Genomic DNA, 25,066 nt, shown 5'->3' with positions numbered 1-25,066 from the left:
CATGCTGAACAAAATTTATGACTGGGTAGACGAGCGGCTTGATATTACACCGATGTGGAGGGATATTGCCGATCACGAAGTACCGGAACATGTGAATCCCGCCCATCATTTCTCTGCGTTTGTGTATTGCTTTGGGGGACTGACGTTTTTTGTAACCGTTATCCAAGTATTATCTGGAATGTTTTTAACGATGTATTATGTGCCTGATATCAAAAATGCCTGGGAATCGGTATATTATTTGCAAAATGAAGTGGCATTCGGCCAGATTGTCAGGGGGATGCACCACTGGGGTGCGAGCCTGGTCATTGTGATGATGTTTTTACATACGCTGAGGGTCTTTTTCCAAGGCGCGTATAAAAAACCGCGCGAGCTGAACTGGATTGTCGGTGTGCTGATCTTTTTTGTTATGCTCGGTCTTGGCTTTACAGGCTACTTGCTTCCTTGGGATATGAAAGCTCTGTTTGCAACAAAAGTCGGGCTGCAGATCGCCGAAGCCACGCCTTTGATCGGAACGCAAGTTAAAACGCTCCTTGCAGGGCATCCGGATATTGTAGGCGCCCAAACGCTGACTAGGTTTTTTGCGATCCATGTATTTTTTCTTCCTGCCGCATTGTTCGGGCTGATGGCTGCACATTTTATTATGATCCGGAAGCAGGGGATTTCAGGACCGCTTTAAACTCTTGATCTGCGAATAAAAGGGAGGGGATGACATGCACCGGGGCAAAGGGATGAAATTTGTAGGCGACTCAAGGATACCGGCTGAAAAAAAGCCGAATATACCGAAGGATTATTCGGAGTATCCCGGTAAAACAGAGGCTTTCTGGCCAAATTTCTTGTTAAAGGAATGGATGGTTGGAGCTGTCTTTCTCATCGGTTTTCTCGTTTTGACGATTGTGCATCAGCCGCCTTTGGAGCGGATGGCGGACCCGACTGATACTGGTTATATTCCGCTGCCGGATTGGTATTTTCTTTTCTTATACCAGCTGTTGAAGTATGAATACGCCGCTGGAAGCTTTACAGTGGTCGGCGCCATGATTATGCCAGGTCTCGCTTTTGGGGCCCTGCTTTTGGCTCCATTCCTAGACAGAGGGACAGAAAGAAGGCCGTGGAAGCGTCCGGTCGCTGTCGGTATGATGCTTCTGGCCATTTCCGCTGCTGTATTTTTGACGTGGCAGTCAGTTGCTACTCATGACTGGGCCAAGGCAGAAGAACAGGGGAAAATTACAAAAGAAGCCGACATTGACACCAATGCAGAAGGATATAAGGTTTTTAAGGAACAGGGCTGTATTTCTTGCCATGGGGATAACCTTCAAGGAGGAGCGGCCGGGCCTTCATTGGTTGACAGCGGGCTGAAACCGGATGAAATCAAAAAAATCGCTGTAGAAGGGAAAGGCAAAATGCCGGCGGGTGTGTTCAAAGGAAATGATAAGCAGCTCGAAGAACTTGCAAAATTTATTTCTGAAACAACCGCAAAATAACGTATTGTGAATTGTCAAATGGAAGGATATACTTTTATTATCAAAAGCTGACCCGGCGTCAGCTTTTTTATATGGACATATTATTTTTACAGACTGAGAGTTGATTCGATGTGAAATGGTTTCAATATGTATTAGGGCAGCGGCCGATGCTTATTCTTGTCTTAGCCATTAATTTTCTGGGAACGGTTTACGGCTACTATTGGTACTTGCCGCAGCTTCTGGAGACACCGGCCCGTTTCCTGATTTTTGTTCCGGACAGTCCGACAGCAACGTTTTTCTTTCTGTTTGTGCTGCTTGCCTTTCTCATGAAACGGAATGCTCCGCTCTTTGAGGCGCTTGCGCTAGTTACCCTCGTAAAGTATGGCCTATGGGCGGTAGCTATGAATTTTCTTGTGCTTGCAGTAACTGGTGACTTGCCATGGGAGGGCTACATGCTAATTGCTTCGCATTTTGCAATGGCAGTTCAAGGCGTATTATACAGTCCGTATTTTCGTTTTTCATTTTGGCATCTTGCAATTGCTGCAGTTTGGACACTGCATAACGATGTCATTGACTACTTGTTTGATATGATGCCGCGGTATTCTATGCTTTCTGATTATATGACTGAAATAGGATACGGAACATTTTGGCTAAGCATCTTTTCAATCGCGCTCGCTTACTTTCTTGTGGTCTCAAAAAAGCAAACGAAGCTTGAGCTGATGTAAAGACAATGTTGGTCTATCCTTGTCCCTTTCTTCATATTCTGTAAGGAGAGAGAGTGGGAGGGACCTGCATGAAACGAAAGCTGACGATCTGTTTGTTGATTGCACTTATTTTTTATAATGGAAATGCCAAGGCTGCAGAGCGGGGAAGCCTCGAGGAATTGAATGATCTATCCGATACAGTCTTTCAAATGACCCGACAGGCGAAATATGAAGAGGCGCTTCAAGTCTTGGAGTATTTTGAAAAAACATTAAAATCCGCTGAGAAAAAACAGCAAGACCCCATGCTAACGGGAGCCCAAATTCGGCAAATCACATTGGGCTATAATGATATGGTTCGGAGTTTAAAGCAAGCTGATACATCAGACACACAAAAACTCAGAGCAGCCGCGCAGTTCAGAATGCTGATGGATGCGGTTGACAATCGGTCTGATCCGCTTTGGGGCTCACTGGAAAAACCGATTATGGAAGCTTTTACTGAGCTGAAGCGAGATGTCCAAAAGAATGGAAGCACAAGCTTTCATGAAAAATGGAATGAATTTATCAGTTTATATGACTTGATTTACCCCAGTCTTACAATCGATGTATCAGAGGATCAGCTTGAAACAGTCGGAAAACATATAGATGTTATTGAGCAAGAGGAATTTCAGCAAATGACAGAGAGCACGAAGCTTGAACGGCTTTCCCTTCTTCAGCATGACCTGAAAAATGTGTTTGACAGGGTGGAGGAGGATGATGCCGATCCGTCTTTACTCTGGGTGATCATTACAACAGGCAGTATCATCATTACTGCTCTTACCTATGTCGGTTACAGAAAGTACAAGGCGGAAAAAAACAAGCTGAAAAAAAGGGACTACCCTAAATAAGGATGAGGGGCGGCGGTCAGCCGCCTTTTTTCTATTACATGTCAGCGCGGAAGCGGATTTTTATTTTCATCAAGCGTAAATCCTTCTCCGAGCACATCGTGAACATCGCTTACCGCTACAAAGGCATGGGGATCAATGGAGTTAATCACGCTTTTCAGCATCACCAATTCGTTTTTCGGCACCACACAATAAAGTACATCTATATCCTCTTTTGTGTAGGAACCTTGTCCTTTCAAAATGGTGACGCCTCGTTCCATTTCTTCAAGAATCTTTTTCTGAATCAGGTCGTTTTTCGAAGAGATGATCGTAGCGCCTTTAGCAGCGTATCCGCCTTCCTGAATAAAATCGATTAATCTTGCCGCTACAAATACAGCTACCAGCGTATACATCGCTTCTTTATAGGAGAGATAAGTAAGCAAAGACAAAATGATGACGCAGGCATCGAAAGCAAACATCGTTCTGCCCATCGGGATCCCAAAATACTTATTCACTAAACGTGCGATGATATCAACACCGCCTGTCGTTCCGCCGAACTTGAAAATAATTCCCAGTCCGGCTCCGATGAATACGCCGGCAAATAAAGCGGCGAGCGCTAAGTCGTGCTGAAGGGGCATATGGATTTCATATCGCTGAAAGATGCTGAGGAACAAAGACAAGGCTACAGTGCCGACAAGGGTATAAACAAACATTGTCCTGCCGAGCAAACGCCAGCCAATAAAAAAAATCGGAATGTTCAACACCAGGTTCGAGATAGAGGGGCTGATGTGGAAAAGGGCATAAAGCAAAAGTGTAATACCTGTAAAACCGCCCTCAGCCAGATTGTTCTGCATATTGAAATGAACCAAGCCAAATGAAAAAATTGCCGCTCCGATTAAAATAAAAAATATGTTTTTTAATCTAATTTCTCCAAGCATCACACAAAACCCCTTTTCCTTCCATTAGATAGCGTTTATATTATAGTGGATGAAAAAGAAAACAGCAAACGTGCTTAAACATTTGTCAAACGTATCTGAATTAGCTAACATGTAAGAGGATGATAGGAGGTTTCGTTCAGTGAGTGATAAAACAATGAAAGACATACAGGCTGAAGTAGACCGTTACATCGGCCAATTTAAAGAAGGATATTTCAGCCCGCTGGCCATGATGGCGAGGCTGACTGAAGAACTGGGCGAGCTTGCCAGAGAAGTGAATCACCGTTATGGAGAAAAACCAAAAAAAGCGACTGAAGATGATAAAAGCATGGAAGAGGAAATGGGCGATGTGCTATTTGTATTGGTTTGTTTGGCCAACTCCCTTGATATCTCTTTAGAGGAAGCCCACGACCGAGTCATGCATAAATTTAATACAAGAGATAAAGATCGCTGGACCAGAAAAGAAGAAGGAAAGTAGAGGAGATCGAGATGTCAAACGAAACAATTAAAGTAGTCATTGCGGGACCGCGTGGAAGAATGGGGCAGGAAGCTGTTAAATTGGCAGAACGAACACCTCATTTTGACCTTGTCGGGGCCATAGACCATACATACGATCAGCAAAAATTATCTGATGTGATACCTGTTGAGTCAGATGCTTTCATTTATACAGATATCCATGCCTGTTTTACAGAAACACAACCGGATGTCTTGATTGATTTAACAACGCCCGAAATCGGAAAAGTACATACAAAAATTGCATTAGAGCACGGAGTCCGTCCAGTTGTCGGAACAACCGGTTTCTCAGAAGCTGATTTAAAAGAGCTCACGTCTTTAACAGAAGAAAAAGGGATCGGAGCCATCATTGCGCCAAATTTTGCGCTCGGTGCGATACTGATGATGAAATTTTCAAAAATGGCTGCCAACTATTTTGAGGATGTTGAGATTATTGAGCTTCATCATGACCAGAAGCTTGACGCACCAAGCGGAACTGCGCTTAAAACAGCGGAAATGATTTCAGAAGTCCGTAAAGAAAAGCAGCAAGGACATCCGGATGAAAAAGAAATTCTCCCAGGAGCAAGAGGAGCGGAGCAAAACGGCATTCGCTTGCACAGCGTCCGTCTTCCGGGACTGATCGCGCATCAGGAGGTCATGTTCGGCATGGATGGCCAAACGCTTCAGATACGCCATGATTCTTATAACCGTGCTTCTTTCATGTCAGGCGTTAAACTGTCAGTCGAACAAGTCATGAAGATTGATCAGCTTGTGTACGGTTTAGAAAATATCATTGATTAGACGGGGGGATAAACAATGAAAATTGCTTTGATCGCGCATGACAAGAAAAAACAGGATATGGTTCAATTTACGACTGCCTATCGGGATATTTTAAAGAATCATGATCTATACGCAACCGGAACCACAGGGTTGAAAATTCAAGAGGCGACAGGTCTTCAAATTGAACGTTTTCAATCCGGCCCTTTAGGGGGAGACCAGCAAATCGGTGCACTGATCGCTGCCAATGCACTCGATCTTGTCATTTTTTTGCGCGACCCGCTGACCGCGCAGCCGCATGAACCGGATGTCTCGGCATTAATCCGGTTATGTGATGTGTATTCCATTCCGCTCGCCACAAATATGGGTACTGCGGAAATTCTCGTCCGCACACTTGATGAAGGTGTTTTCGAATTCCGTGACCTTCTTCGGGGAGAAGAGCCGAATGTATAATGCTGACGTTCTTGCTTTTGGCGCCCACAGTGATGATGTCGAGATCGGAATGGGCGGCACAATAGCGAAGTTTGTCAAACAGGAAAAAAAAGTAATGATATGCGATTTGACAGAAGCGGAACTCTCTTCTAACGGTACGGTCAGTTTGCGTAAAGAAGAAGCAGCTGAAGCAGCCCGCATATTAGGCGCAGATAAAAGAATTCAGCTAACGCTTCCAGACCGCGGCCTAATAATGAGTGATCAGGCAATTCGGTCGATTGTCACTGTCATCAGAACCTGTCGGCCAAAAGCGGTTTTTATGCCGTATAAAAAGGATCGCCATCCGGATCACGGCAATGCGGCTGCACTGGTGGAAGAAGCGATCTTTTCCGCCGGAATCCATAAATATAAAGACGAAAAAAGCCTTCCGGCGCATAAAGTCAGCAAGGTTTACTATTATATGATAAATGGTTTTCATCAGCCGGATTTTGTTATTGATATCTCGGATACAATAGAGGCAAAGAAACAAAGCCTCAACGCCTACAAAAGCCAGTTTATCCCGTCAAAGGATTCCGTTTCTACTCCTCTGACGAATGGGTATATTGAAATCGTTGAAGCGAGAGAAAAGCTTTACGGTAAAGAAGCGGGCGTGGAGTATGCCGAAGGTTTCTTTTCAAAACGGATGCTGATGCTTGATCATGATGTGCTTGGGGGCGAACAATGAGAAAACTAAAAATAGGAATCACATGCTATCCGAGCGTTGGAGGCTCAGGTATCATTGCGACAGAACTGGGGAAGCAGCTTGCTGAAAAGGGACATGAAATCCATTTCATCACATCAAGCATTCCGTTTAGACTGAATACATATCATCCCAATATTCATTTTCATGAAGTTGAGGTTAATCAATATGCTGTTTTTAAGTATCCTCCGTATGATTTGACATTGGCAAGCAAAATCGCTGAGGTGGCGGAACGGGAGAATTTAGACATTATCCATGCTCACTATGCTCTCCCGCATGCCGTTTGCGCCTATCTTGCAAAACAAATGCTGAAACGCAATATCGGCATTGTTACCACTTTGCATGGCACGGATATCACGGTGTTAGGTTATGATCCGTCTCTAAAAGATCTGATCCGTTTTGCTATTGAGTCATCAGACAGGGTGACGGCCGTCTCCTCAGCGCTTGCGGCTGAAACATACGATTTAATTAAACCGGAGAAAAAAATTGAAACGATTTATAACTTTATAGACGAGCGCGTGTATCTGAAGAAAAACACAGCGGCAATTAAAGAGAAACATGGAATTTTACCAGATGAAAAAGTCGTCATCCATGTGTCCAACTTCAGAAAAGTTAAACGCGTGCAGGATGTCATCCGTGTGTTCCGCAATATCGCTGGCAAAACGAAAGCGAAGCTGCTTTTAGTCGGAGACGGTCCGGAGAAATCGACAGCCTGCGAGCTTATCAGAAAATATGGCTTGGAAGACCAAGTCTTAATGCTTGGAAATCAAGACCGTGTTGAAGAGCTTTATTCTATTAGCGATTTGAAGCTGCTGCTATCTGAAAAAGAAAGTTTCGGCCTTGTCCTGCTTGAAGCGATGGCTTGCGGAGTGCCTTGTATCGGAACAAACATTGGCGGTATCCCTGAGGTTATTAAAAACAATGTGAGCGGATTTTTGGTGGACGTCGGTGATGTTGGGGCCGCAACAGCCCGCGCGATGAGCATTTTAGAAGATGAACAGCTAAGCAATCGTTTTACAAAGGCGGCAATAGAGATGCTTGAAAATGAATTTTCTTCAAAAAAAATTGTCAGTCAGTATGAACAGATTTATGCCGATTTAGCAGAACCGGAGTGATCACATGGAAAAAGTTTTTATCAAAGCACTTCCCGTGCTCCGCATCTTAATCGAAGCAGGCCATCAGGCTTATTTTGTCGGGGGCGCAGTTCGTGACAGCTATATGAAACGAACGATCGGAGATGTCGATATTGCGACAGATGCGGCACCTGATCAAGTAGAACGGCTGTTTCAGCGGACTGTTGATGTAGGCAAAGAGCACGGGACCATTATTGTGCTCTGGGAGGATGAAACCTATGAAGTCACGACATTCCGGACTGAATCTGATTATGTTGATTTCAGAAGACCGTCAGAAGTGCAATTTATCTCATCATTAGAAGAGGATCTAAAACGCAGAGATTTAACGATCAATGCGATGGCCATGACAGCGGACGGGAAGGTGCTTGATTATTTTGGCGGCAAGAAAGATATTGATCAGAAAGTGATTCGAACCGTTGGAAAGCCTGAGGATAGATTTCTAGAGGATGCGCTTCGTATGCTGAGAGCCGTACGCTTTATGAGCCAGCTTGACTTTACGCTTTCACCGGAAACAGAAGAAGCCATTGCGAAAGAAAAATCATTCCTCTCCCATGTTTCAGTCGAACGAAAAACTATAGAGTTCGAGAAATTGCTGCAGGGAAGAGCTTCTCGCCAGGCGCTTCAAACACTCATTCAAACGAGATTGTATGAAGAGCTTCCTGGTTTTTATCATAAACGAGAAAACCTGATTTCAACGAGTGAGTTTCCGTTCTTCTCTTTAACATCCCGTGAGGAGCTTTGGGCTGCTCTTTTAATTAACCTTGGCATAGTTTTGAAAGACGCGCCCCTTTTCCTGAAAGCCTGGAAGCTCCCGGGAAAAGTGATCAAGGAAGCCATTCACATTGCCGATACGTTTGGCCAGAGCCTTGACGTAATGACAATGTACAGAGCTGGGGAAAAAGCACTGCTCTCAGCGGCCAAAATATCGCAGCTTCGGCAAAACGAAAAACTGGATGAAAAGAAACTGAAGGACATTCAGTACGCTTATCAAAACCTGCCGATCAAAAGCCTTAAGGATCTTGATATCACGGGTAAGGACTTACTTGCGCTTCGAAACCGGCCGGCCGGAAAATGGGTGTCGGAAGAATTACAGCGGATCGAGCAGGCTGTTGTGACAGGGAAGCTCTCCAATCAAAAGAAACACATAGAGGAGTGGCTGAAGACATGCGGTCAACATTAAGAAAAGACCTTATTGAATTATTTTCTCAGGCCGGCAATGAATTTATTTCCGGCCAAAAAATTAGTGATGCTCTCGGCTGTTCAAGAACTGCTGTGTGGAAGCATATTGAAGAACTTCGGAAAGAGGGTTATGAAGTAGAAGCCGTTAGAAGAAAAGGATATCGGCTCATCAAAAAGCCCGGAAAACTCAGTGAAAGCGAAATTCGTTTTGGATTAAAAACGGAAGTGATGGGCCAGCATCTTATTTATCATGACGTTCTTTCAAGCACGCAAAAAACGGCTCATGAGCTCGCGAATAATAACGCACCGGAAGGCACCCTCGTGGTGGCTGACAAACAAACAGCCGGAAGGGGCCGAATGTCTAGGGTATGGCATTCTCAAGAAGGAAACGGCGTTTGGATGAGCCTGATTTTGCGGCCTGACATTCCGCTCCAAAAAACACCGCAGCTGACTCTTCTTGCTGCAGTAGCTGTTGTGCAGGGAATAGAAGAGGCAGCAGGCATCCAAACGGATATTAAATGGCCAAATGATATTTTGATTAACGGAAAAAAAACAGTTGGCATCCTAACGGAAATGCAGGCTGAAGAAGACCGCGTACGTTCAGTGATCATTGGGATCGGCATTAACGTTAACCAGCAGCCTAATGATTTTCCAGATGAATTGAAGGACATCGCGACAAGCCTCAGCCAAGCTGCTGGGGAAAAAATTGATCGGGCCGGCGTCATCCAGCATATTTTATTATGCTTTGAGAAACGGTACCGGGATTATATGACGCACGGATTTACGCCGATTAAGCTTTTATGGGAAAGCTATGCGCTCGGTATTGGCACTAATATGAGAGCCAGAACGTTAAACGGAACCTTTTACGGTAAGGCGTTAGGTATAAATGATGAAGGCGTTCTGCTTTTAGAAACGAACGAAGGCATTAAAAAAATCTATTCTGCCGATATCGAATTGGGCTAATGTGTTGGTACAAGCCCGTTGATTTTGGTATACTTCCATTGGGCAGTATCGCCTGCGAACTGCACCTATTATTAAAATAGATAGACATTGCAGCAGTCTGCCTTGATCCAAAAAAGGACTGGGACAGAGGGATGAAACTCGCCGAACTTTAGAAAGTGAAGAATCCTTCTCGTTGTAACGGAAGGTTTTTTGGCTTGCAGAAGAAAACGGCAGATCATCTCCTCTAAACATGAGGAGGAGAAAACATGAAAACAAAACTGGATTTTCTAAAAATGAAGGAGTCTGAAGAACCGATTGTTATGCTGACCGCTTATGATTATCCGGCAGCTAAACTTGCTGAACAAGCGGGAGTTGACATGATTTTAGTCGGTGATTCACTTGGAATGGTCGTCCTCGGCCTTGATTCAACTGTCGGTGTGACAGTTGCGGACATGATCCATCATACAAAAGCCGTTAAAAGGGGTGCGCCGAATACCTTTATTGTGACAGATATGCCGTTTATGTCTTATCACCTGTCTAAGGAAGATACGCTGAAAAATGCAGCGGCTATCGTTCAGGAAAGCGGAGCTGACGCACTGAAGCTTGAGGGCGGAGAAGGCGTGTTTGAATCCATTCGCGCATTGACGCTTGGAGGCATTCCAGTAGTCAGTCACTTAGGTTTGACACCGCAGTCAGTCGGCGTACTGGGCGGCTATAAAGTACAGGGCAAAGACGAACAAAGCGCCAAAAAATTAATAGAAGACAGTATAAAATGCGAAGAAGCAGGAGCTATGATGCTTGTGCTGGAATGTGTGCCGGCAGAACTCACAGCCAAAATTGCCGAAACGCTAAGCATACCGGTCATTGGAATCGGTGCTGGTGTGAAAGCGGACGGACAAGTTCTCGTTTATCATGATATTATTGGCCACGGTGTTGAGAGAACACCTAAATTTGTAAAGCAATATACGCGCATTGATGAAACCATCGAAACAGCAATCAGCGGATATGTTCAGGATGTAAGACATCGTGCTTTCCCTGAACAAAAGCATTCCTTTCAAATGAACCAGACAGTGCTGGACGGCTTGTACGGGGGAAAATAAGATGAGACAGATTACTGATATTTCACAGCTGAAAGAAGCCATAAAACAATATCATTCAGAGGGCAAGTCAATCGGATTTGTCCCGACGATGGGGTTTCTGCATGAGGGGCATTTAACCTTAGCAGACAAAGCAAGACAAGAAAACGACGCCGTTATTATGAGTGTTTTTGTGAATCCTGCACAATTCGGCCCTAATGAAGATTTTGAAGCATATCCGCGCGATATTGAGCGGGATGCAGCTCTTGCAGAAAACGCCGGAGTTGATATTCTTTTTACGCCAGATGCTAAGGATATGTATCCCGGTGAGAAGAATGTCACGATTCATGTAGAAAGACGCACAGACGTGTTATGCGGGCGCTCAAGAGAAGGACATTTTGACGGGGTCGCGATCGTACTGACGAAGCTTTTCAATCTAGTCAAGCCGACTCGTGCCTATTTCGGTTTAAAAGATGCGCAGCAGGTAGCTGTTGTTGATGGGTTAATCAGCGACTTCTTCATGGATATTGAATTGGTTCCTGTCGATACGGTCAGAGAGGAAGACGGCTTAGCCAAAAGCTCTCGCAATGTATACTTAACAGCTGAGGAAAGAAAAGAAGCGCCTAAGCTGTATCGGGCCCTTCAAACAAGTGCGGAACTGATCCAAGCCGGTGAAAGAGATCCTGAAGCGGTGATAAAAGCTGCAAAAGAAATCATTGAAACGACTAGCGGAACCATAGACTATGTAGAGCTTTATTCCTATCCGGAACTCGAGCCTGTGAATGAAATTGCTGGAAAGATGATTCTCGCTGTTGCAGTTGCTTTTTCAAAAGCGCGTTTAATAGATAATATCATTATTGATATTCGAGAAATGGAGAGAATATAATATGTATCGAACAATGATGAGCGGCAAACTTCACAGGGCAACTGTTACGGAAGCAAATCTGAACTATGTGGGAAGCATTACAATTGATGAAGATCTCATTGATGCTGTGGGAATGCTTCCTAATGAAAAAGTACAAATTGTGAATAATAATAATGGAGCACGTCTTGAAACGTATATTATTCCTGGTAAACGGGGAAGCGGCGTCATATGCTTAAACGGTGCAGCCGCACGCCTTGTGCAGGAAGGAGATAAGGTCATTATTATTTCCTACAAAATGATGTCTGATCAAGAAGCGGCAAGCCATGAGCCGAAAGTGGCTGTTCTGAATGATCAAAACAAAATTGAACAAATGCTGGGGAACGAACCAGCCCGTACAATTTTGTAGAAGAAAAGCCCCCTTTATCGGGGGTTTTCTTTTAAGATTTTGAGAGTAAAACGGTTTTGCCGCTCCATTTCCGTACAAAACGTGTTACACTTTTGTCGTATGCAAGAATTGAGGTGTCCATTTTAATGAATAAGCAACGGTTCGTTGTTATAGATGTAGAGACAACAGGGAATTCGCCGAAGAAAGGCGATAAAATCATACAAATCGCAGCGGTTGTAATCGAAAATGGACAAATTACTGAGCGGTTTTCAAAATACATTAATCCAAATAAATCAATCCCTGCTTTTATTGAGCAGCTTACTGGAATCTCTAATCAAATGGTCGAGAATGAACAGCCATTTGAAGCAGTTGCTGAAGAAGTATTCCAATTGCTTGACGGCGCTTATTTTGTCGCCCACAATATCCATTTTGACCTTGGATTTGTCAAGTATGAGCTACATAAGGCGGGCTTTCAGCTCCCAGATTGTGAAGTGCTTGATACTGTCGAGCTCTCACGTATTGTTTTTCCGGGATTTGAAGGGTATAAGCTGACGGAATTAAGCGAGGAGCTTCAGCTGCGGCATGATCAGCCGCACCGGGCTGACAGCGATGCTGAAGTGACAGGGCTTATTTTTTTGGAAATCCTTGAAAAGCTGCGGCAGCTTCCTTATCCGACATTAAAGCAGTTAAGAAGGCTTTCGCAGCATTTTATCAGTGATCTGACGCATTTGTTGGATATGTTCATTAATGAAAACAGACATACCGAGATACCGGGCTATACGCGCTTTTCTTCGTTTTCTGTCAGAGAACCTGAAGCTATCGATGTTCGTATAAATGAGGACGAGAACTTCTCATTTGAGATCGAAAGCTGGGAAGCGGGAAATGAAAAAGCGCTGTCAGAGTTAATGCCTGGGTATGAAAAAAGAGACGGCCAAATGATGATGATGAGAGAGGTGGCTGATGCGTTTGCCAATCGTGAGCATGCGCTGATTGAAGCTCCTCCAGGCATCGGAAAAACGATTGGCTATCTGATTCCGGCTGCGCTTTTTGCCAAGAAATCAAAAAAGCCGGTCATAATCAGCACGTATTCGACGCTTTTACAGCAGCAGATTCTCACAAAGGATTTGCCGATTGTCCAAGATCTGTTTCCATTTCCGGTAACAGCGTCGATTTTAAAAGGGCAATCGCATTATTTATGCCTGTATAAATTTGAGCAGGTACTTCATGAAGAAGATGATAATTATGATGCCGTACTGACAAAGGCACAGCTTCTCGTTTGGCTGACAGAGACAAATACAGGAGATGTAGCGGAACTGAATTTGCCTTCAGGCGGAAAATTGCTGTGGGACAGATTGGCTTATGACGATGACTCCTATAAAAGAAGTCGCAGTGAGCATGTGATCGGTTTTTACGAGCGGGCCAAACAGATTGCTATGCGTTCCGATTTGGTGATCACCAATCATTCTCTTTTGCTGACAGATGAAGGCAGCCAGAAAAAAAGGCTTCCCGAAAGCGGCACATTTATTATTGATGAAGCACACCATTTTGAACGTGCGGCAAGCGAACATTTAGGGAAAAGAGCCACGTACATAGAATTGCATACGAAATTGAGCAGAATCGGCACTCTGAAGGAGCAGGGACTTCTAAAAAAGATGAGACAGCTATTCCAGCGAAACAGCCTGACGGTTGATTCATTTTTCGAATTGGAAGAGTGGCTTCAGCACGTTCAAGCAGAAAGTGATGCTTTCTTCAGCTCTGTACATTCTTTTGTCAAACGAAGAAAACCTAAAGAAGACTTAAACCGTCTAGTGTTTAAGGTGAACAAAGAAAGCCAGGATAAAAGCTGGTCGATCTTAACAGATGGTGCGGAGAGGCTTTGTTCCATGCTGACACATTTGCAGCAGCTTTTTGAGGCGCAGTCATCCCTGATGGAAAAACATTTGAAGGGTATGAAGAGCAAAACCGTCTTTTTAGCCGATGAATACCAAAGAAGCATGAAAGGCTTGCAGCATTACTGTCAGACGTTGCAGAAGCTCTTCTTTGGGTCTGATGACGATGAAGCGGTTTGGATTGAAATAGATGCAAAGGGTGCGAAAAATGCAGTGGCCATTTACGCACAGCCTCTTGAACCTGGTGAACTTCTGGCTGATCAGTTTTTCGCGCGCAAAAATAGTGTGGTGCTGACATCTGCAACCCTTACAGTCGAAGGTTCTTTTCAATTTATGATTGAACGACTGGGACTGAGTGACTTTTTCCCGCGGACAATGAGAATTGAGTCACCTTTTTCTTACGATGAGCGTATGCAGGTAATGATTCCAAAGGAAATGAAATCAATTCAGGATACCGGTCAACCTGAATTTATACAGGATACAGCCCGTTATATCGAACTGATGGCAAAGGAAAAACAGCCTAAAATCCTTGTGCTGTTTACATCCCATGATATGCTGAAAAAGGTTCACCAGGAGCTCAAGCATAACATGAGTGCTTCCGGCATTCAGCTCTTGGCACAAGGGATTACAGGCGGAAGTCCCGGCAAACTGATGAAGACTTTTAAAACATCCAATCAGGCGATCCTGCTCGGAACAAATCATTTTTGGGAAGGCGTTGATTTCCCTGGTGATGAGCTGACAACAGTAATGATCGTGAGGCTCCCATTCCGGTCCCCTGATCACCCGCTTCATGCTGCAAAATGTGAGCTAGCCCGCAAAAAAGGAAAGAATCCGTTTCAAACAGTGTCATTACCGGAAGCTGTGCTGACCTTCAGGCAAGGAATCGGACGCTTGCTGCGTTCTGCGGGAGACAAGGGAACGATTATGATATTGGACAGACGGATTAAAACCGCTGGTTACGGCCGGCTGTTTCTTGATGCCTTGCCGACAACCTCAGTATCCGAAATGACTGACAGCGAGCTTGAAGCTTATGTTGCAGGGGAAAAAGAATAAAAGCCGCATAAAGCGGCTTTTGCGGTGTGGGAGTAGGATGGTGTTTTATTTAAAAGCGGATTTCCCGCTCTGTGATACTAGTATGGCGTGTCCTGAAATGGAGTATGACTAACAATATTTGTTCAAACTGGAGGATGAAAAAATGGAAAGTAAAATCGAAATTCTTTCAACAATTAATGTAGAGCATTCTGATGATCTGTATAAAATTGTGGACACATTGAATCGTACATTGAAAAGAGACAATCTGATGTTCGGCCTTGCGCTGGATGAAGAAAACAAAAACCAAGCCGTTTTTACCATTTATCGTACGTAGGTGAGAAGATGAGAAAAAAAGCATTAATATTTACCGTCATTTTTGGTATTATTTTTTTAGCAGTACTTCTTGTCTCGGCAAGCATTTATAAATCAGCCATGGCACAAAAGGAAGAGGGGCACGAAGCAGCAGCTGCTGAAGCTAAAAAAGAAACCGATCTCGCCAATGTTGATCAAGTCGAAACATTTGTCGGAAAAGAAAAATATTATGTTGTAAAGGGAACGGATAAAAAAGGCACTGCATTATATGTCTGGGTTCCTGCCGATAAAAAAGCAAAAATTCTCTCAAAAGAAGCGAAAGAGGGAATCTCTGAAGACAAAGCGGCGAAAATCATAAAGGATGAAGGGCTGGTTTCAAAGCAAAAAGAGGTTCATCTGGCAAGAGAAGGAAACGTCCTGCTTTGGGAAGTGACGTACTTAGACAAAGAAGGGCAATACAGTTTAAGTTATGTGGACTTTACAACTGGAAAGATTCTCAAAAATATCACGCCTTAAGACGAATTAGGGGGAGTTCAAGTTGAAACTGGCAAAAAGAGTATCCGCATTAACACCATCAACCACACTGGCAATCACAGCGAAAGCGAAAGAACTGAAAGCCGCAGGCCATGATGTCATCGGCTTAGGAGCAGGCGAACCTGACTTCAATACACCGCAGCATATTATTGATGCCGCTGTGCGTTCGATGAACGAGGGCCATACGAAATACACGCCTTCCGGTGGTTTGGCTGAACTGAAAAACAGCATTGCAGAGAAATTTAAACGCGACCAGAATATTGAATACAAACCGTCTCAAATTATTGTCTGCACTGGTGCCAAACATGCTCTGTATACCCTTTTCCAAGTGATTTTGGATGAAGAAGATGAAGTTATTATTCCAACGCCTTACTGGGTAAGCTACCCGGAGCAGGTGAAACTCGCTGGCGGAAAGCCTGTTTATGTAGAAGGGCTTGAGGAAAATCACTTCAAAATTTCGCCTGAGCAGCTGAAAAATGCAATTACGGAAAAAACAAAAGCAATCGTTATTAACTCTCCAAGCAACCCGACTGGTGTCATGTATACGGAAGAAGAACTATCTGCGCTCGGTGAAGTGTGCCTTGAACATGATATCTTGATTGTGTCAGATGAAATTTATGAAAAACTTACATACGGCGGAAAGAAACATGTTTCCATTGCACAGCTGTCAGACAGACTGAAAGAGCAAACGGTCATTATAAACGGCGTATCGAAGTCCCACAGCATGACAGGCTGGAGAATCGGTTATGCGGCAGGCTCTGAAGACATTATTAAAGCGATGACGAACCTTGCAAGCCACAGCACGTCAAACCCGACATCAATCGCACAATACGGAGCGATTGCTGCTTATAACGGGCCTTCTGAGCCATTGGAAGAAATGAGAGAAGCATTTGAACATAGATTAAATACGATCTATGCAAAGCTCATAGAAATCCCAGGGTTCAGCTGTGTGAAGCCGGAAGGTGCTTTTTACTTGTTCCCAAATGCAAAAGAGGCAGCTCAATCTTGCGGTTTCAAAGATGTAGATGAATTTGTTAAAGCGCTTCTCGAGGAGGAAAAAGTTGCGATTGTTCCAGGATCCGGATTTGGCTCTCCTGAGAATGTCCGTCTTTCTTATGCAACATCGTTAGATCTCCTTGAGAAAGCCATTGAAAGAATCAAGCGTTTTGTAGAAAAACATAGCTAACAGATCAAAAAGCGGCTGACAGAAAAGCCGCTTTTTATCTGCATTGACCCGGTTAGTTAAGAGCGGGTATAATAAAGTGATGATAAAAGAGTTCGCGGGGCATTGAGCTTCCGAATGTCTTTCTTGTTTTGGAGGGAAATATGTTGAAAACAACAATCAACCAAGTGTACAAGCACGTAGGTGAGGAAGTAACGATCGGAGCTTGGGTCGCTAATAAGCGTTCAAGCGGGAAAATTGCGTTTTTACAGCTTCGGGACGGTACCGGTTTTATTCAGGGTGTCGTAGTAAAAGCGGAAGTGGAAGAAAGCATTTTCCAAACAGCTAAATCAGTGACGCAGGAAACGTCGCTCTATATAAAAGGGATTGTCAAAGAGGACGAGCGTTCTCCGCTTGGATATGAACTTGCTGTGACAGATATTGAAGTCATTCACGAAGCGACCGATTATCCAATTACACCAAAAGAACACGGAACGGAATTTTTGATGGATCACAGACATTTATGGCTGCGTTCAAAGCGCCAGCATGCGATCATGAAAATCCGTAATGAAATCATTCGCGCGACTTACGAATTCTTTAATAACGAAGGCTTCGTAAAAGTGGATCCGCCGATTCTGACTGGAAGCGCACCTGAAGGAACAACAGAACTCTTTGCGACAAAGTACTTTGATGAAGATGCATATCTGTCTCAAAGCGGCCAGCTCTACATGGAAGCTGCGGCAATGGCTTTAGGAAAAGTATTCTCTTTCGGACCGACATTCAGAGCGGAAAAGTCTAAAACAAAGCGTCACTTAATCGAATTCTGGATGATCGAACCGGAAATGGCGTTTGTAGAATTTGAAGAAAACCTTCAAGTACAGGAAAATTACGTTTCTTTCATCGTGCAATCAGTTCTTAAGAATTGTAAAATTGAATTAAACACATTAGGAAGAGACACGTCAAAACTTGAGCAAATCAAAGCCCCGTTCCCAAGAATCACGTATGATGAAGCGATTGAATTTCTGAAAGAAAAAGGCTTTGACGATATCGAGTGGGGAGATGATTTCGGAGCGCCTCATGAAACAGCGATTGCTGAACATTATGACAAACCGGTATTCATCACTCGCTATCCGACATCCTTAAAACCGTTCTATATGCAGCCGGCTTCTGACCGTGAGGACGTTGTGCTTTGCGCTGACTTGATTGCGCCGGAAGGCTATGGAGAAATCATCGGCGGGTCTGAACGGATTCACGATATGGAACTTTTGGAATCGCGTCTTAAAGAACATGGGCTGGATTCTGACGCATATAAATGGTATGCTGAACTTAGAAAATATGGATCAGTTCCTCATTCCGGCTTCGGCCTTGGATTAGAGCGGACAGTAGCTTGGATCAGCGGAGCGCCTCACGTTCGTGAAACGATTCCGTTCCCAAGACTGTTAAACCGTCTGTATCCGTAATACATTCAAATGAAACAAAAAAGAGTCTCCTGCAAGGGAGACTTTTTACAGTAAAGGGGCAATCACAATCCTTTACAGTAAGAGGTGTGACGATGAAAAAACAGCAATTTATTGATATGCAGGAGCAGGGAACATCAACCATCCCCAATCTTCTGCTCACGCATTATAAACAGCTTGGGCTTAATGAAACAGAACTTATTCTGCTGTTAAAAATTAAAATGCATTTAGAAAAAGGATCATATTTTCCTACACCGAATCAGCTGCAGGAAGGTATGTCAATTTCTGTTGAAGAATGCACAAACAGATTGCGGATGTTTATTCAAAAAGGCTTTCTGTTTATTGAAGAATGCGAGGATCAAAACGGCATCAAGTTTGAGAAATATTCTCTTCAGCCTTTATGGGGGAAGCTGTACGAGTATATTCAGCTTGCACAGAATCAAACACAGGAAAGAAAAGCAGAAGGGGAACAAAAAAGCCTTTATACCATTTTTGAGGAAGAGTTTGCAAGGCCGTTATCGCCTTTGGAGTGTGAAACGCTGGCGATCTGGCAGGACCAAGATCAGCATGACGCACAGCTGATCAAACACGCGTTAAAAGAGGCTGTACTATCAGGAAAACTCAGTTTCCGCTACATTGACCGCATTTTGTTTGAATGGAAGAAAAACGGGCTGAAAACTGTGGAGCAGGCAAAAATACACAGCCGAAAATTCCGGCGTGTACAAGCAAAGCAGAATGAACCGCAAAAAGAGTATAAAAGGCAGGTTCCTTTTTACAATTGGCTTGAACAATAAAGTGAAAAGGTGACAATCGTGTTAAATCTAAAACAAATTGAATTCTGTTTAGACAAGATAGGTGACATGTTTCCTCATGCGGAGTGTGAACTGGTTCATTCCAATCCTTTTGAATTAGTGGTGGCTGTTGCTTTATCTGCGCAATGTACAGATGCACTTGTAAACAGAGTGACCAAAATATTATTCCAAAAATATAAACGGCCGGAAGACTATTTGGCTGTTCCGCTGGAAGAGCTTCAGCAGGATATTAAATCAATCGGTTTATATCGTAATAAAGCGAAAAATATTCAAAAGCTGAGTAAAATGATTATTGAGGATTACGGCGGAGAAGTGCCGAGAGACCGCGATGAGCTTGTCAAACTGCCAGGGGTCGGGAGAAAGACCGCAAACGTAGTGGTATCCGTTGCGTTTGGCGTGCCGGCCATTGCCGTAGATACCCATGTGGAGAGAGTCAGCAAACGATTGGGCATTTGCCGGTGGAAGGACTCGGTTCTGGAAGTTGAAAAGACGCTGATGCGCAAGGTTCCCAAAGAAGACTGGTCCGTTACGCATCACCGGCTTATTTTCTTCGGCAGATATCACTGTAAAGCCCAATCTCCGCGCTGTGCGGAGTGTCCGCTGCTTTCTTTGTGCAGAGAAGGGCAGAAGAGGGATAAAAAAGGACTGGTGAAACGATGACGCAAGCAAAAGAAGTGTTGGCTTCCTATGAGCAATACTTGCGCAGTCTTGGCCAGAAGAGTTCCTCGGATATGAAGAAAACCTTGCAGACCAATCCCGTGTATTTTGATTTCTGCACGGAATTACAAGGCGATTTGCCATGGGAGGACAGCGGGAAATACGTTCCGCTTTTATTTGAAGTGTGGGATGACATCAAAGCATCACTTCTCCCAGTCTTTCAAACACGAAAATCGAGATGTGACCAAAACGAAATGTTAAAGGGCATTGTGTGTTTGCTGGCTTCGTTACATTGGACAGCAGGTGAGCCGGTGAAATCGCTCGATTGGCAAGAACTGAGGGAGAAATCATATCCCGCAAAGCCGATTAATTGGGCTGAACGAGTGGAATTTATTCTTCTTAAACCGACCCAATACCATTGCTTTATTCAGCTTGATGAGCTGATTACCGAAATGAAAAAGCATTTTTATAAATATCATGCGATGAATCGATAAAACCTCCTGTTAAAACGGGAGGTTTTTTATTGTGTACCAAAAAAGCCATCACCCCAAAGGTGACGGCTTTTTTGGTTAATTTGTTTTTTCAATTGATGATGAGTTTGTTTGGGTTTTATTAGATGTGTCTGTTTTATTTTTATTCGTGTCAGAACCTGTTGAATCATTCTTACCAGAGTTCGAATCACCATCCGACGTATCCTGGTTGTTACTGTTGTCGTTATCGTTATCGTTTGATTGGTCTTGGTTATTGTTGTCGGACGGATTGGTGTTCGTATTGTCTTGTTTTTTGTCTTGATCGTTTGTTGAATCATCTGTCTGATCTTGATCCGTCTGACCGTCATCTTTTTGAGTATCATCAGTTTGTGTATCATCCTGAGTCTTCTCATCATCTTGTTTTTCATCATCCGTTTGTTGCTGGTCTTTTTTATCTTCATCGTCTTCAGCTTTTGGCACCTCATAGGATGTGGAAGCTGTACTTTTGCCATCATCACTGACGGCTGTTACTTCGAATTTGTACACAGATCCTGGCTGCACACCCGAAATAACTGCCTCTTTTGCAGAGCTGTTTTGAATTTCCGAGTAGCTGCCGCCGTCAACAGATTGCTTAACAGCAAAGGTCGCATCTCCGTCGTAATTCCAGCTTAACGTTAAAGATTGATTGTCTTTATCGTATTTCACGTTTAAACCGGACAGTTTAGCAGTTTCCTCTTTTTCTTCTTTCTCATATGTTTTAGAAACAGTAGAAGGAGCTGTGCCTTTAACAAAGTACTCTGTGAGCTTCTTATCGCTTGGCGTATTTGGACCTGCCAGTTTTGCAGGGTTTGAGCCTTTTTCTACAGAGGCTTCCACTACGCTGTCAGGCTTCTCAAATGATCCGCTTCCGTCATCGACATCGGCGATGAGCTGGGCGAATATGCGCTTTGCAATCTGTTGCTCTGTTTTATTTAAAGATTTTTTTCCTATCTTATTTTGAGAATCTACACCTGTCCAAACAGCAGCGGTATATTGAGGTGTATATCCTACAAACCATGAATCTGGTACACCGCCTTGTGCGATATTGTATTTTTGCATATCCGCTTCATCAAAGTTTGTTGTACCTGTTTTACCTGCAACTTCCACTCCCGGAACTTGGGCGAGCTGTCCAGTACCTGTCTTAACAGCTGTTTTCAGCATATCTGTAATCATGAAGGCTGTATAATCGCTCATTGCTGATTTTGATTTCGGTGTTAAGTCAAGCTTCGTGCCGTCATTAAATTCTATTGATTTCACAAAATGCGGTTCATTATATGTTCCGTTATTTCCGAATGCACTGTATGCTCCAGCCATAGTTAGAGTAGAGACACCGGGATTACCTTCTCCGAATCCTCCGATAGAATATGATTCATACACTTTTTCTTTATTTAATCCGAGCCCCAGTCCATTAGCAAAATCAACTGCTGCATCTTTTCCGACTGCTTGGAATGCTTTTAGAGCCGGGATGTTACGTGATTGGGCAAGGGCTTCACGCATAGACATGACCCCTTTATAGGAACGGTCAAAGTCTCGGATAGGTGTTCCATTTGAATACGTGTAAGCTGAGTCATCAATTTGCTCGTAAGTTGACCATTTTTTATTTTCAATCACTGGACCGTAGTCGAGAATAGGTTTAATGGTAGACCCAGGCTGTCGCTGGGCTTGGGTCGCGTAATTATAGCCACCAACCGTAGAATCTCTTCCAGCTCCAACCGCCCGAACTTCTCCGGTTTTCGTATCGAGAAGCGTCACACCGCCCTGCATGCCTTCAGTAAATCCGACGGTGTCTCCGTCCATTAATTCATCTAGTTTATCTTGTGCTTTTGTATCTAATGTCGTATAGATCTTTAATCCGTCAGCAGATGGATCGACATCAGATTTTTCATCAATTTCCTTCATAACCTCTTCAACAAATGCGCTGTATTTGTTTGTACTTGCTTTTTCATATTCCTTCTGTGACACGACGCCTTCGTCTTTCACTGCCACTTTTTTCGCTTTGTTATATTGAGAATCAGAAATAAATCCTTGTTTTTTCATCAGACTGAGTACGATGTTCCGTCGTTTTTCCGCTTTATCCGGGTTTTTGACCGGATTGTACGCTGTCGGGCTTTGCGGCATCCCTGCAAGCGTCGCAGCCTGTTCGACAGTCAATTTGCTTAAATCTGTAACGCCGAAAAATTCTTCCGCCGCTTTTCCGATTCCGTATGCTCTAGGAGAAAAATAAATCCGGTTTAAATACATTTCTAAAATTTCATCTTTAGAGTAATTGCGCTCCAGCTGAATCGAAAGCCATACTTCCTGCACCTTCCGTTTCAACGTCTTCTGATGTGAAAGAAGGGAGTTTTTGACGACCTGCTGGGTGATCGTACTTCCGCCTTCAGCCCCGAAGCCGTCTTTAAAGTTGGCAACTAAAGCACCGCCGATACGGACAGGGTCAATCCCGTGGTGCTCATAAAAACGAGCGTCTTCTGTCGCGATAAAGGCTTCTTTTACAACATCGGGAATTTCATCTATCGAGACGTAGGTCCGTTTTTCGGCGCCGACTTCGGCGATCTCTTTTCCATTTTTATCATAAATCGTTGATGAATAAGGCGTCTTCAATTTGCTTTCATCAAGGGACGGCGCATCAGAAACCATGACGGCAAATGTAACAGCACCGCCGACTACGCCTAAAACAAACAGAATGAGTAAAGTGAAAAGGGTCTTTTTAAACAATCCGCCCTTTTTTCGTTTCTTGCCTTTTTTCGGTGAAGGACTCGACTTGCTGTTCGCTTTTCGTCGAGCTTCACGGCTGTTAAATTGATCTGACATAACATCTCAACCTTTCGTTAATCAACCTTTCGCACCAGATGATGGCGAAAAATAAAGCTGTTCAATAATACTAATATAATCAATTCTGGGTGCGTATCCAAGAGAAATCGGATAAGCTGTTTCTTCCAACTCATCTTTTCGAATTGATTTTCTGCCGTTTTTTTCTTTTCTGTCCCAGAAATAAAACAGCTTATCGGCTTCCAAAAAATAAACCTGGTCGAAAGCGGATATAATAACAAAACAAATACCGTCTTGAGCCTTTACCTGCTTCATATGCTCGATTTGATGGTCATGAAAATTCTGCAGGGGGAAAGAGGTCTTGTTTTTCGTTTCTTTCGCCTCAAAATCAATATACCGCCCTTTGTAAATCCCATTGTAGTCTGTTGTCGATGATTGTTTAAAGTAAGCTTCTTTAATCACTGCGGCACTTCTTTTTGGATAATGGACATTTACAATTTGAACAGGTGTCGGCTTTTTGTGTATAACGGCAATTTGGTTTGTCAGATAATACTTATTCGTTTCGTTTAAGTCATCTTCGAGGGTCATTCCGCGATTACTGTAAGACGGGGCCCTTTTCTGACTGTTTTGGGATGAAACCGAATGTTTCGGCTGAAATGTTTTTCCGTTAGGATACCGAATCACTTTCTCATCCTCCTTATTAAACTAATCATGACGGAAGTGAATGAACGTGCAAGAACAACAGACCATCAGAAAGCTTCTGAGCCGGATTGAGCGGCAGACAAAAATAAAAAACGCGGATAACATTTCAAGAACAAATGCTTATAAAGCATTTTACGACCGTCATCCGGAAATCAAATGGTCGCTTTTGGCTTCTTTCGTTTCTCGTAATGCAGGCTGGTCAATGACTGACTTAAAAGGCAGTCTGTTTCAGCTTGGACTCCGTGAGAGACAGCAAAAATGGTTCTTTTTAGCCTATGAAAGAGCGAACTGGCTTATATTTTCGGATGCCTATCCGCAGCTTCTATTATACCAATGGTCAAAAAGAGTCGGGAAACCGCTGTTTCATCTGCTGCATGTGTTTGGCGTCTCACAATTTATGACGGAAGAATGGACCCGTTTTTGGCATGAGCGAAATACGGAGCGGCTAATGTATGCCCTCATTATAAATGAACAAAACACTATCCAAACACCTATTATACAAAATCCTTCGTTTAAAAAGAATGTTTTTGACACGATTCCTTTTTATTTAAGTGATTGGTTGCATTTTAACACCGTTATTTTTCCTTCCTCAAATGGGTTTCTTTACGGCATTTCAGTGAAACGCTTTTCAAAGGCGGAGGAAAGGATAAGGCTGGGAAAGCAGCTGTCTCAATTGCTGTTCAAGCCAGAATTGTTCTCCTCTTTTTATCACTTTTTGCACACAGTGCCGCACACAGGTTCCCGTTTTGATATGGAAAAGATAATCGGGATTACAAAAAGAACATCTCCTATGCTAAGGACATGCTACCCTGAGTTAATCCACTCATTAGACGGAACGAAAACAGATTGGTTTCATGGAAAGATAAAGAAAACGTTCTTTAGGCGCGAGGAATTGCCGAAGCAGATTGAATTGACAGACTGGTATTTACATAAAAAGCGCCAGCTTCATGCGCTTTTTGCGGTGGAGCAGTGGCTGAAAAAATAAAGAAGCAAGGAAATTCCTTGCTTCTTACGTAGAAGGGCGGTTCGGGCCGCCTAATTTTTTATCTAAAGAATCGATTGCCTTAGATTCAGTCTTTTTTTGCTGGCCGGCTTTTTTCGGTCTTGTTTTCATACGGCACCTCCTCACAAGTATCGTTTGCATTAAGGGGGAGGATCATACAATTTTTGCGGGTGTTTTTGTCGAAAACTTCAGCTTTTCGTGGAATACCTGTTTGTTTGGCGATTTGCTTCTAGTTTTGTCATGAGGAAGGAA

General features: G+C 43.5%; 27 protein-coding genes. 23 read left to right on the top strand and 4 right to left on the bottom strand.

Annotated features, from left to right (window positions below):
* The first annotated feature begins 1 nt into the window (after position 1).
* From qcrB to ypjB, 4 genes are all read left to right on the top strand, one after another.
* Positions 2–676 (top strand): menaquinol-cytochrome c reductase cytochrome b subunit, encoded by a 675-nt coding sequence (qcrB, locus tag NYE53_RS11210; RefSeq protein WP_003225560.1) that lies wholly within the window; start codon positions 2–4, stop codon positions 674–676.
* A 34-nt stretch (positions 677–710) separates the two neighbouring features.
* Complete coding sequence (locus tag NYE53_RS11205) at positions 711–1,478, top strand: menaquinol-cytochrome c reductase cytochrome b/c subunit (RefSeq protein WP_003225562.1); 768 nt, start codon at positions 711–713, stop codon at positions 1,476–1,478.
* A 110-nt stretch (positions 1,479–1,588) separates the two neighbouring features.
* A complete protein-coding gene (locus tag NYE53_RS11200) occupies positions 1,589–2,182 on the top strand; it encodes a DUF1405 domain-containing protein (protein ID WP_014480114.1) in 594 nt (197 codons plus the stop codon).
* A 68-nt stretch (positions 2,183–2,250) separates the two neighbouring features.
* The gene (ypjB, locus tag NYE53_RS11195) at positions 2,251–3,045 is read left to right on the top strand and encodes a sporulation protein YpjB (RefSeq protein ID WP_003230633.1); all 795 of its coding nucleotides are present in this window, start codon (positions 2,251–2,253) and stop codon (positions 3,043–3,045) included.
* A gap of 41 nt (positions 3,046–3,086) precedes the next feature.
* Here the strand turns inward: ypjB and NYE53_RS11190 are convergent, their stop codons facing one another.
* Positions 3,087–3,959, bottom strand: coding sequence for a YitT family protein (locus NYE53_RS11190; RefSeq protein ID WP_003230635.1), 873 nt, complete (start codon positions 3,957–3,959; stop codon positions 3,087–3,089).
* A gap of 139 nt (positions 3,960–4,098) precedes the next feature.
* On the opposite strand from NYE53_RS11190, the gene NYE53_RS11185 reads away from it, so the two are divergent.
* The 18 genes from NYE53_RS11185 to NYE53_RS11100 all read left to right on the top strand — a co-directional run bounded on the left by NYE53_RS11185 (position 4,099) and on the right by NYE53_RS11100 (position 20,325).
* On the top strand, positions 4,099–4,434 hold the full coding sequence (locus tag NYE53_RS11185) for a nucleotide pyrophosphohydrolase (protein ID WP_004398044.1): 336 nt from the start codon (positions 4,099–4,101) through the stop codon (positions 4,432–4,434).
* Positions 4,435–4,445: 11 nt separating this feature from the next.
* Complete coding sequence (gene dapB / locus NYE53_RS11180; RefSeq protein WP_327829369.1) at positions 4,446–5,249, top strand: 4-hydroxy-tetrahydrodipicolinate reductase; 804 nt, start codon at positions 4,446–4,448, stop codon at positions 5,247–5,249.
* 15 nt (positions 5,250–5,264) lie between these two features.
* Entirely contained in the window at positions 5,265–5,678 is a 414-nt protein-coding gene (gene mgsA / locus NYE53_RS11175; protein WP_014477171.1) for a methylglyoxal synthase, read from the top strand.
* Positions 5,671–6,381, top strand: a complete 711-nt coding sequence (bshB1, locus tag NYE53_RS11170; RefSeq protein ID WP_015383958.1) for a bacillithiol biosynthesis deacetylase BshB1 — start codon at positions 5,671–5,673, stop codon at positions 6,379–6,381. The genes mgsA and bshB1 overlap by 8 nt, the downstream gene beginning before the upstream one ends.
* Positions 6,378–7,511: an N-acetyl-alpha-D-glucosaminyl L-malate synthase BshA gene (gene bshA / locus NYE53_RS11165; RefSeq protein WP_033884169.1), complete on the top strand. Its 1,134-nt coding sequence runs from the start codon at positions 6,378–6,380 to the stop codon at positions 7,509–7,511. The genes bshB1 and bshA overlap by 4 nt, the downstream gene beginning before the upstream one ends.
* A 4-nt stretch (positions 7,512–7,515) precedes the next feature.
* Positions 7,516–8,709 (top strand): CCA tRNA nucleotidyltransferase, encoded by a 1,194-nt coding sequence (locus NYE53_RS11160; RefSeq protein ID WP_336154314.1) that lies wholly within the window; start codon positions 7,516–7,518, stop codon positions 8,707–8,709.
* Positions 8,694–9,671, top strand: a complete 978-nt coding sequence (locus tag NYE53_RS11155) for a bifunctional biotin--[acetyl-CoA-carboxylase] synthetase/biotin operon repressor (RefSeq protein ID WP_046340246.1) — start codon at positions 8,694–8,696, stop codon at positions 9,669–9,671. The genes NYE53_RS11160 and NYE53_RS11155 overlap by 16 nt, the downstream gene beginning before the upstream one ends.
* A gap of 245 nt (positions 9,672–9,916) precedes the next feature.
* Complete coding sequence (gene panB, locus NYE53_RS11150; RefSeq protein WP_003230652.1) at positions 9,917–10,750, top strand: 3-methyl-2-oxobutanoate hydroxymethyltransferase; 834 nt, start codon at positions 9,917–9,919, stop codon at positions 10,748–10,750.
* A gap of 1 nt (position 10,751) precedes the next feature.
* Positions 10,752–11,612: a pantoate--beta-alanine ligase gene (gene panC, locus NYE53_RS11145; RefSeq protein ID WP_339244766.1), complete on the top strand. Its 861-nt coding sequence runs from the start codon at positions 10,752–10,754 to the stop codon at positions 11,610–11,612.
* Between the two features lies 1 nt (position 11,613).
* Positions 11,614–11,997, top strand: a complete 384-nt coding sequence (gene panD, locus NYE53_RS11140) for an aspartate 1-decarboxylase (RefSeq protein ID WP_003225586.1) — start codon at positions 11,614–11,616, stop codon at positions 11,995–11,997.
* Between the two features lie 125 nt (positions 11,998–12,122).
* Positions 12,123–14,918, top strand: coding sequence for an ATP-dependent DNA helicase DinG (gene dinG / locus NYE53_RS11135; protein WP_339244763.1), 2,796 nt, complete (start codon positions 12,123–12,125; stop codon positions 14,916–14,918).
* 142 nt (positions 14,919–15,060) lie between these two features.
* Positions 15,061–15,231 (top strand): YpmA family protein, encoded by a 171-nt coding sequence (locus NYE53_RS11130; RefSeq protein WP_003225588.1) that lies wholly within the window; start codon positions 15,061–15,063, stop codon positions 15,229–15,231.
* 8 nt (positions 15,232–15,239) lie between these two features.
* Positions 15,240–15,725: a cell wall elongation/penicillin-binding protein regulator TseB gene (gene tseB / locus NYE53_RS11125; RefSeq protein ID WP_014477164.1), complete on the top strand. Its 486-nt coding sequence runs from the start codon at positions 15,240–15,242 to the stop codon at positions 15,723–15,725.
* A 22-nt stretch (positions 15,726–15,747) separates the two neighbouring features.
* Complete coding sequence (gene aspB / locus NYE53_RS11120) at positions 15,748–16,929, top strand: aspartate transaminase AspB (RefSeq protein ID WP_003230667.1); 1,182 nt, start codon at positions 15,748–15,750, stop codon at positions 16,927–16,929.
* 143 nt (positions 16,930–17,072) lie between these two features.
* Positions 17,073–18,365: an asparagine--tRNA ligase gene (asnS, locus tag NYE53_RS11115; RefSeq protein ID WP_004398777.1), complete on the top strand. Its 1,293-nt coding sequence runs from the start codon at positions 17,073–17,075 to the stop codon at positions 18,363–18,365.
* A 92-nt stretch (positions 18,366–18,457) separates the two neighbouring features.
* Positions 18,458–19,156, top strand: a complete 699-nt coding sequence (dnaD, locus tag NYE53_RS11110) for a DNA replication protein DnaD (protein WP_339244759.1) — start codon at positions 18,458–18,460, stop codon at positions 19,154–19,156.
* Between the two features lie 18 nt (positions 19,157–19,174).
* The gene (gene nth, locus NYE53_RS11105; RefSeq protein WP_339244757.1) at positions 19,175–19,834 is read left to right on the top strand and encodes an endonuclease III; all 660 of its coding nucleotides are present in this window, start codon (positions 19,175–19,177) and stop codon (positions 19,832–19,834) included.
* On the top strand, positions 19,831–20,325 hold the full coding sequence (locus NYE53_RS11100; RefSeq protein ID WP_009967579.1) for a YpoC family protein: 495 nt from the start codon (positions 19,831–19,833) through the stop codon (positions 20,323–20,325). Before nth ends, NYE53_RS11100 begins: the two co-directional genes overlap by 4 nt.
* A 75-nt stretch (positions 20,326–20,400) precedes the next feature.
* Here the strand turns inward: NYE53_RS11100 and NYE53_RS11095 are convergent, their stop codons facing one another.
* Together NYE53_RS11095 and recU are read right to left on the bottom strand one after the other, a co-directional pair.
* Positions 20,401–23,151, bottom strand: a complete 2,751-nt coding sequence (locus NYE53_RS11095; RefSeq protein WP_339244753.1) for a PBP1A family penicillin-binding protein — start codon at positions 23,149–23,151, stop codon at positions 20,401–20,403.
* Positions 23,152–23,172: 21 nt separating this feature from the next.
* On the bottom strand, positions 23,173–23,793 hold the full coding sequence (gene recU / locus NYE53_RS11090) for a Holliday junction resolvase RecU (protein WP_004399067.1): 621 nt from the start codon (positions 23,791–23,793) through the stop codon (positions 23,173–23,175).
* 40 nt (positions 23,794–23,833) lie between these two features.
* On the opposite strand from recU, the gene NYE53_RS11085 reads away from it, so the two are divergent.
* Positions 23,834–24,796, top strand: coding sequence for a DUF2515 domain-containing protein (locus NYE53_RS11085; protein WP_021481527.1), 963 nt, complete (start codon positions 23,834–23,836; stop codon positions 24,794–24,796).
* 24 nt (positions 24,797–24,820) lie between these two features.
* On the opposite strand, the gene sspM is transcribed toward NYE53_RS11085, so the two are convergent.
* Positions 24,821–24,925 (bottom strand): acid-soluble spore protein SspM, encoded by a 105-nt coding sequence (sspM, locus tag NYE53_RS11080; protein ID WP_003225606.1) that lies wholly within the window; start codon positions 24,923–24,925, stop codon positions 24,821–24,823.
* Positions 24,926–25,066: the final 141 nt, after the last annotated feature.

Origin of the sequence: Bacillus sp. FSL R5-0523, assembly GCF_037975295.1 — a bacterium.
Classification (GTDB): domain Bacteria; phylum Bacillota; class Bacilli; order Bacillales; family Bacillaceae; genus Bacillus; species Bacillus subtilis.
The sequence above is the reverse complement of the archived record's forward strand: the minus strand, read 5'-3'. Positions and strand labels throughout refer to the sequence as shown.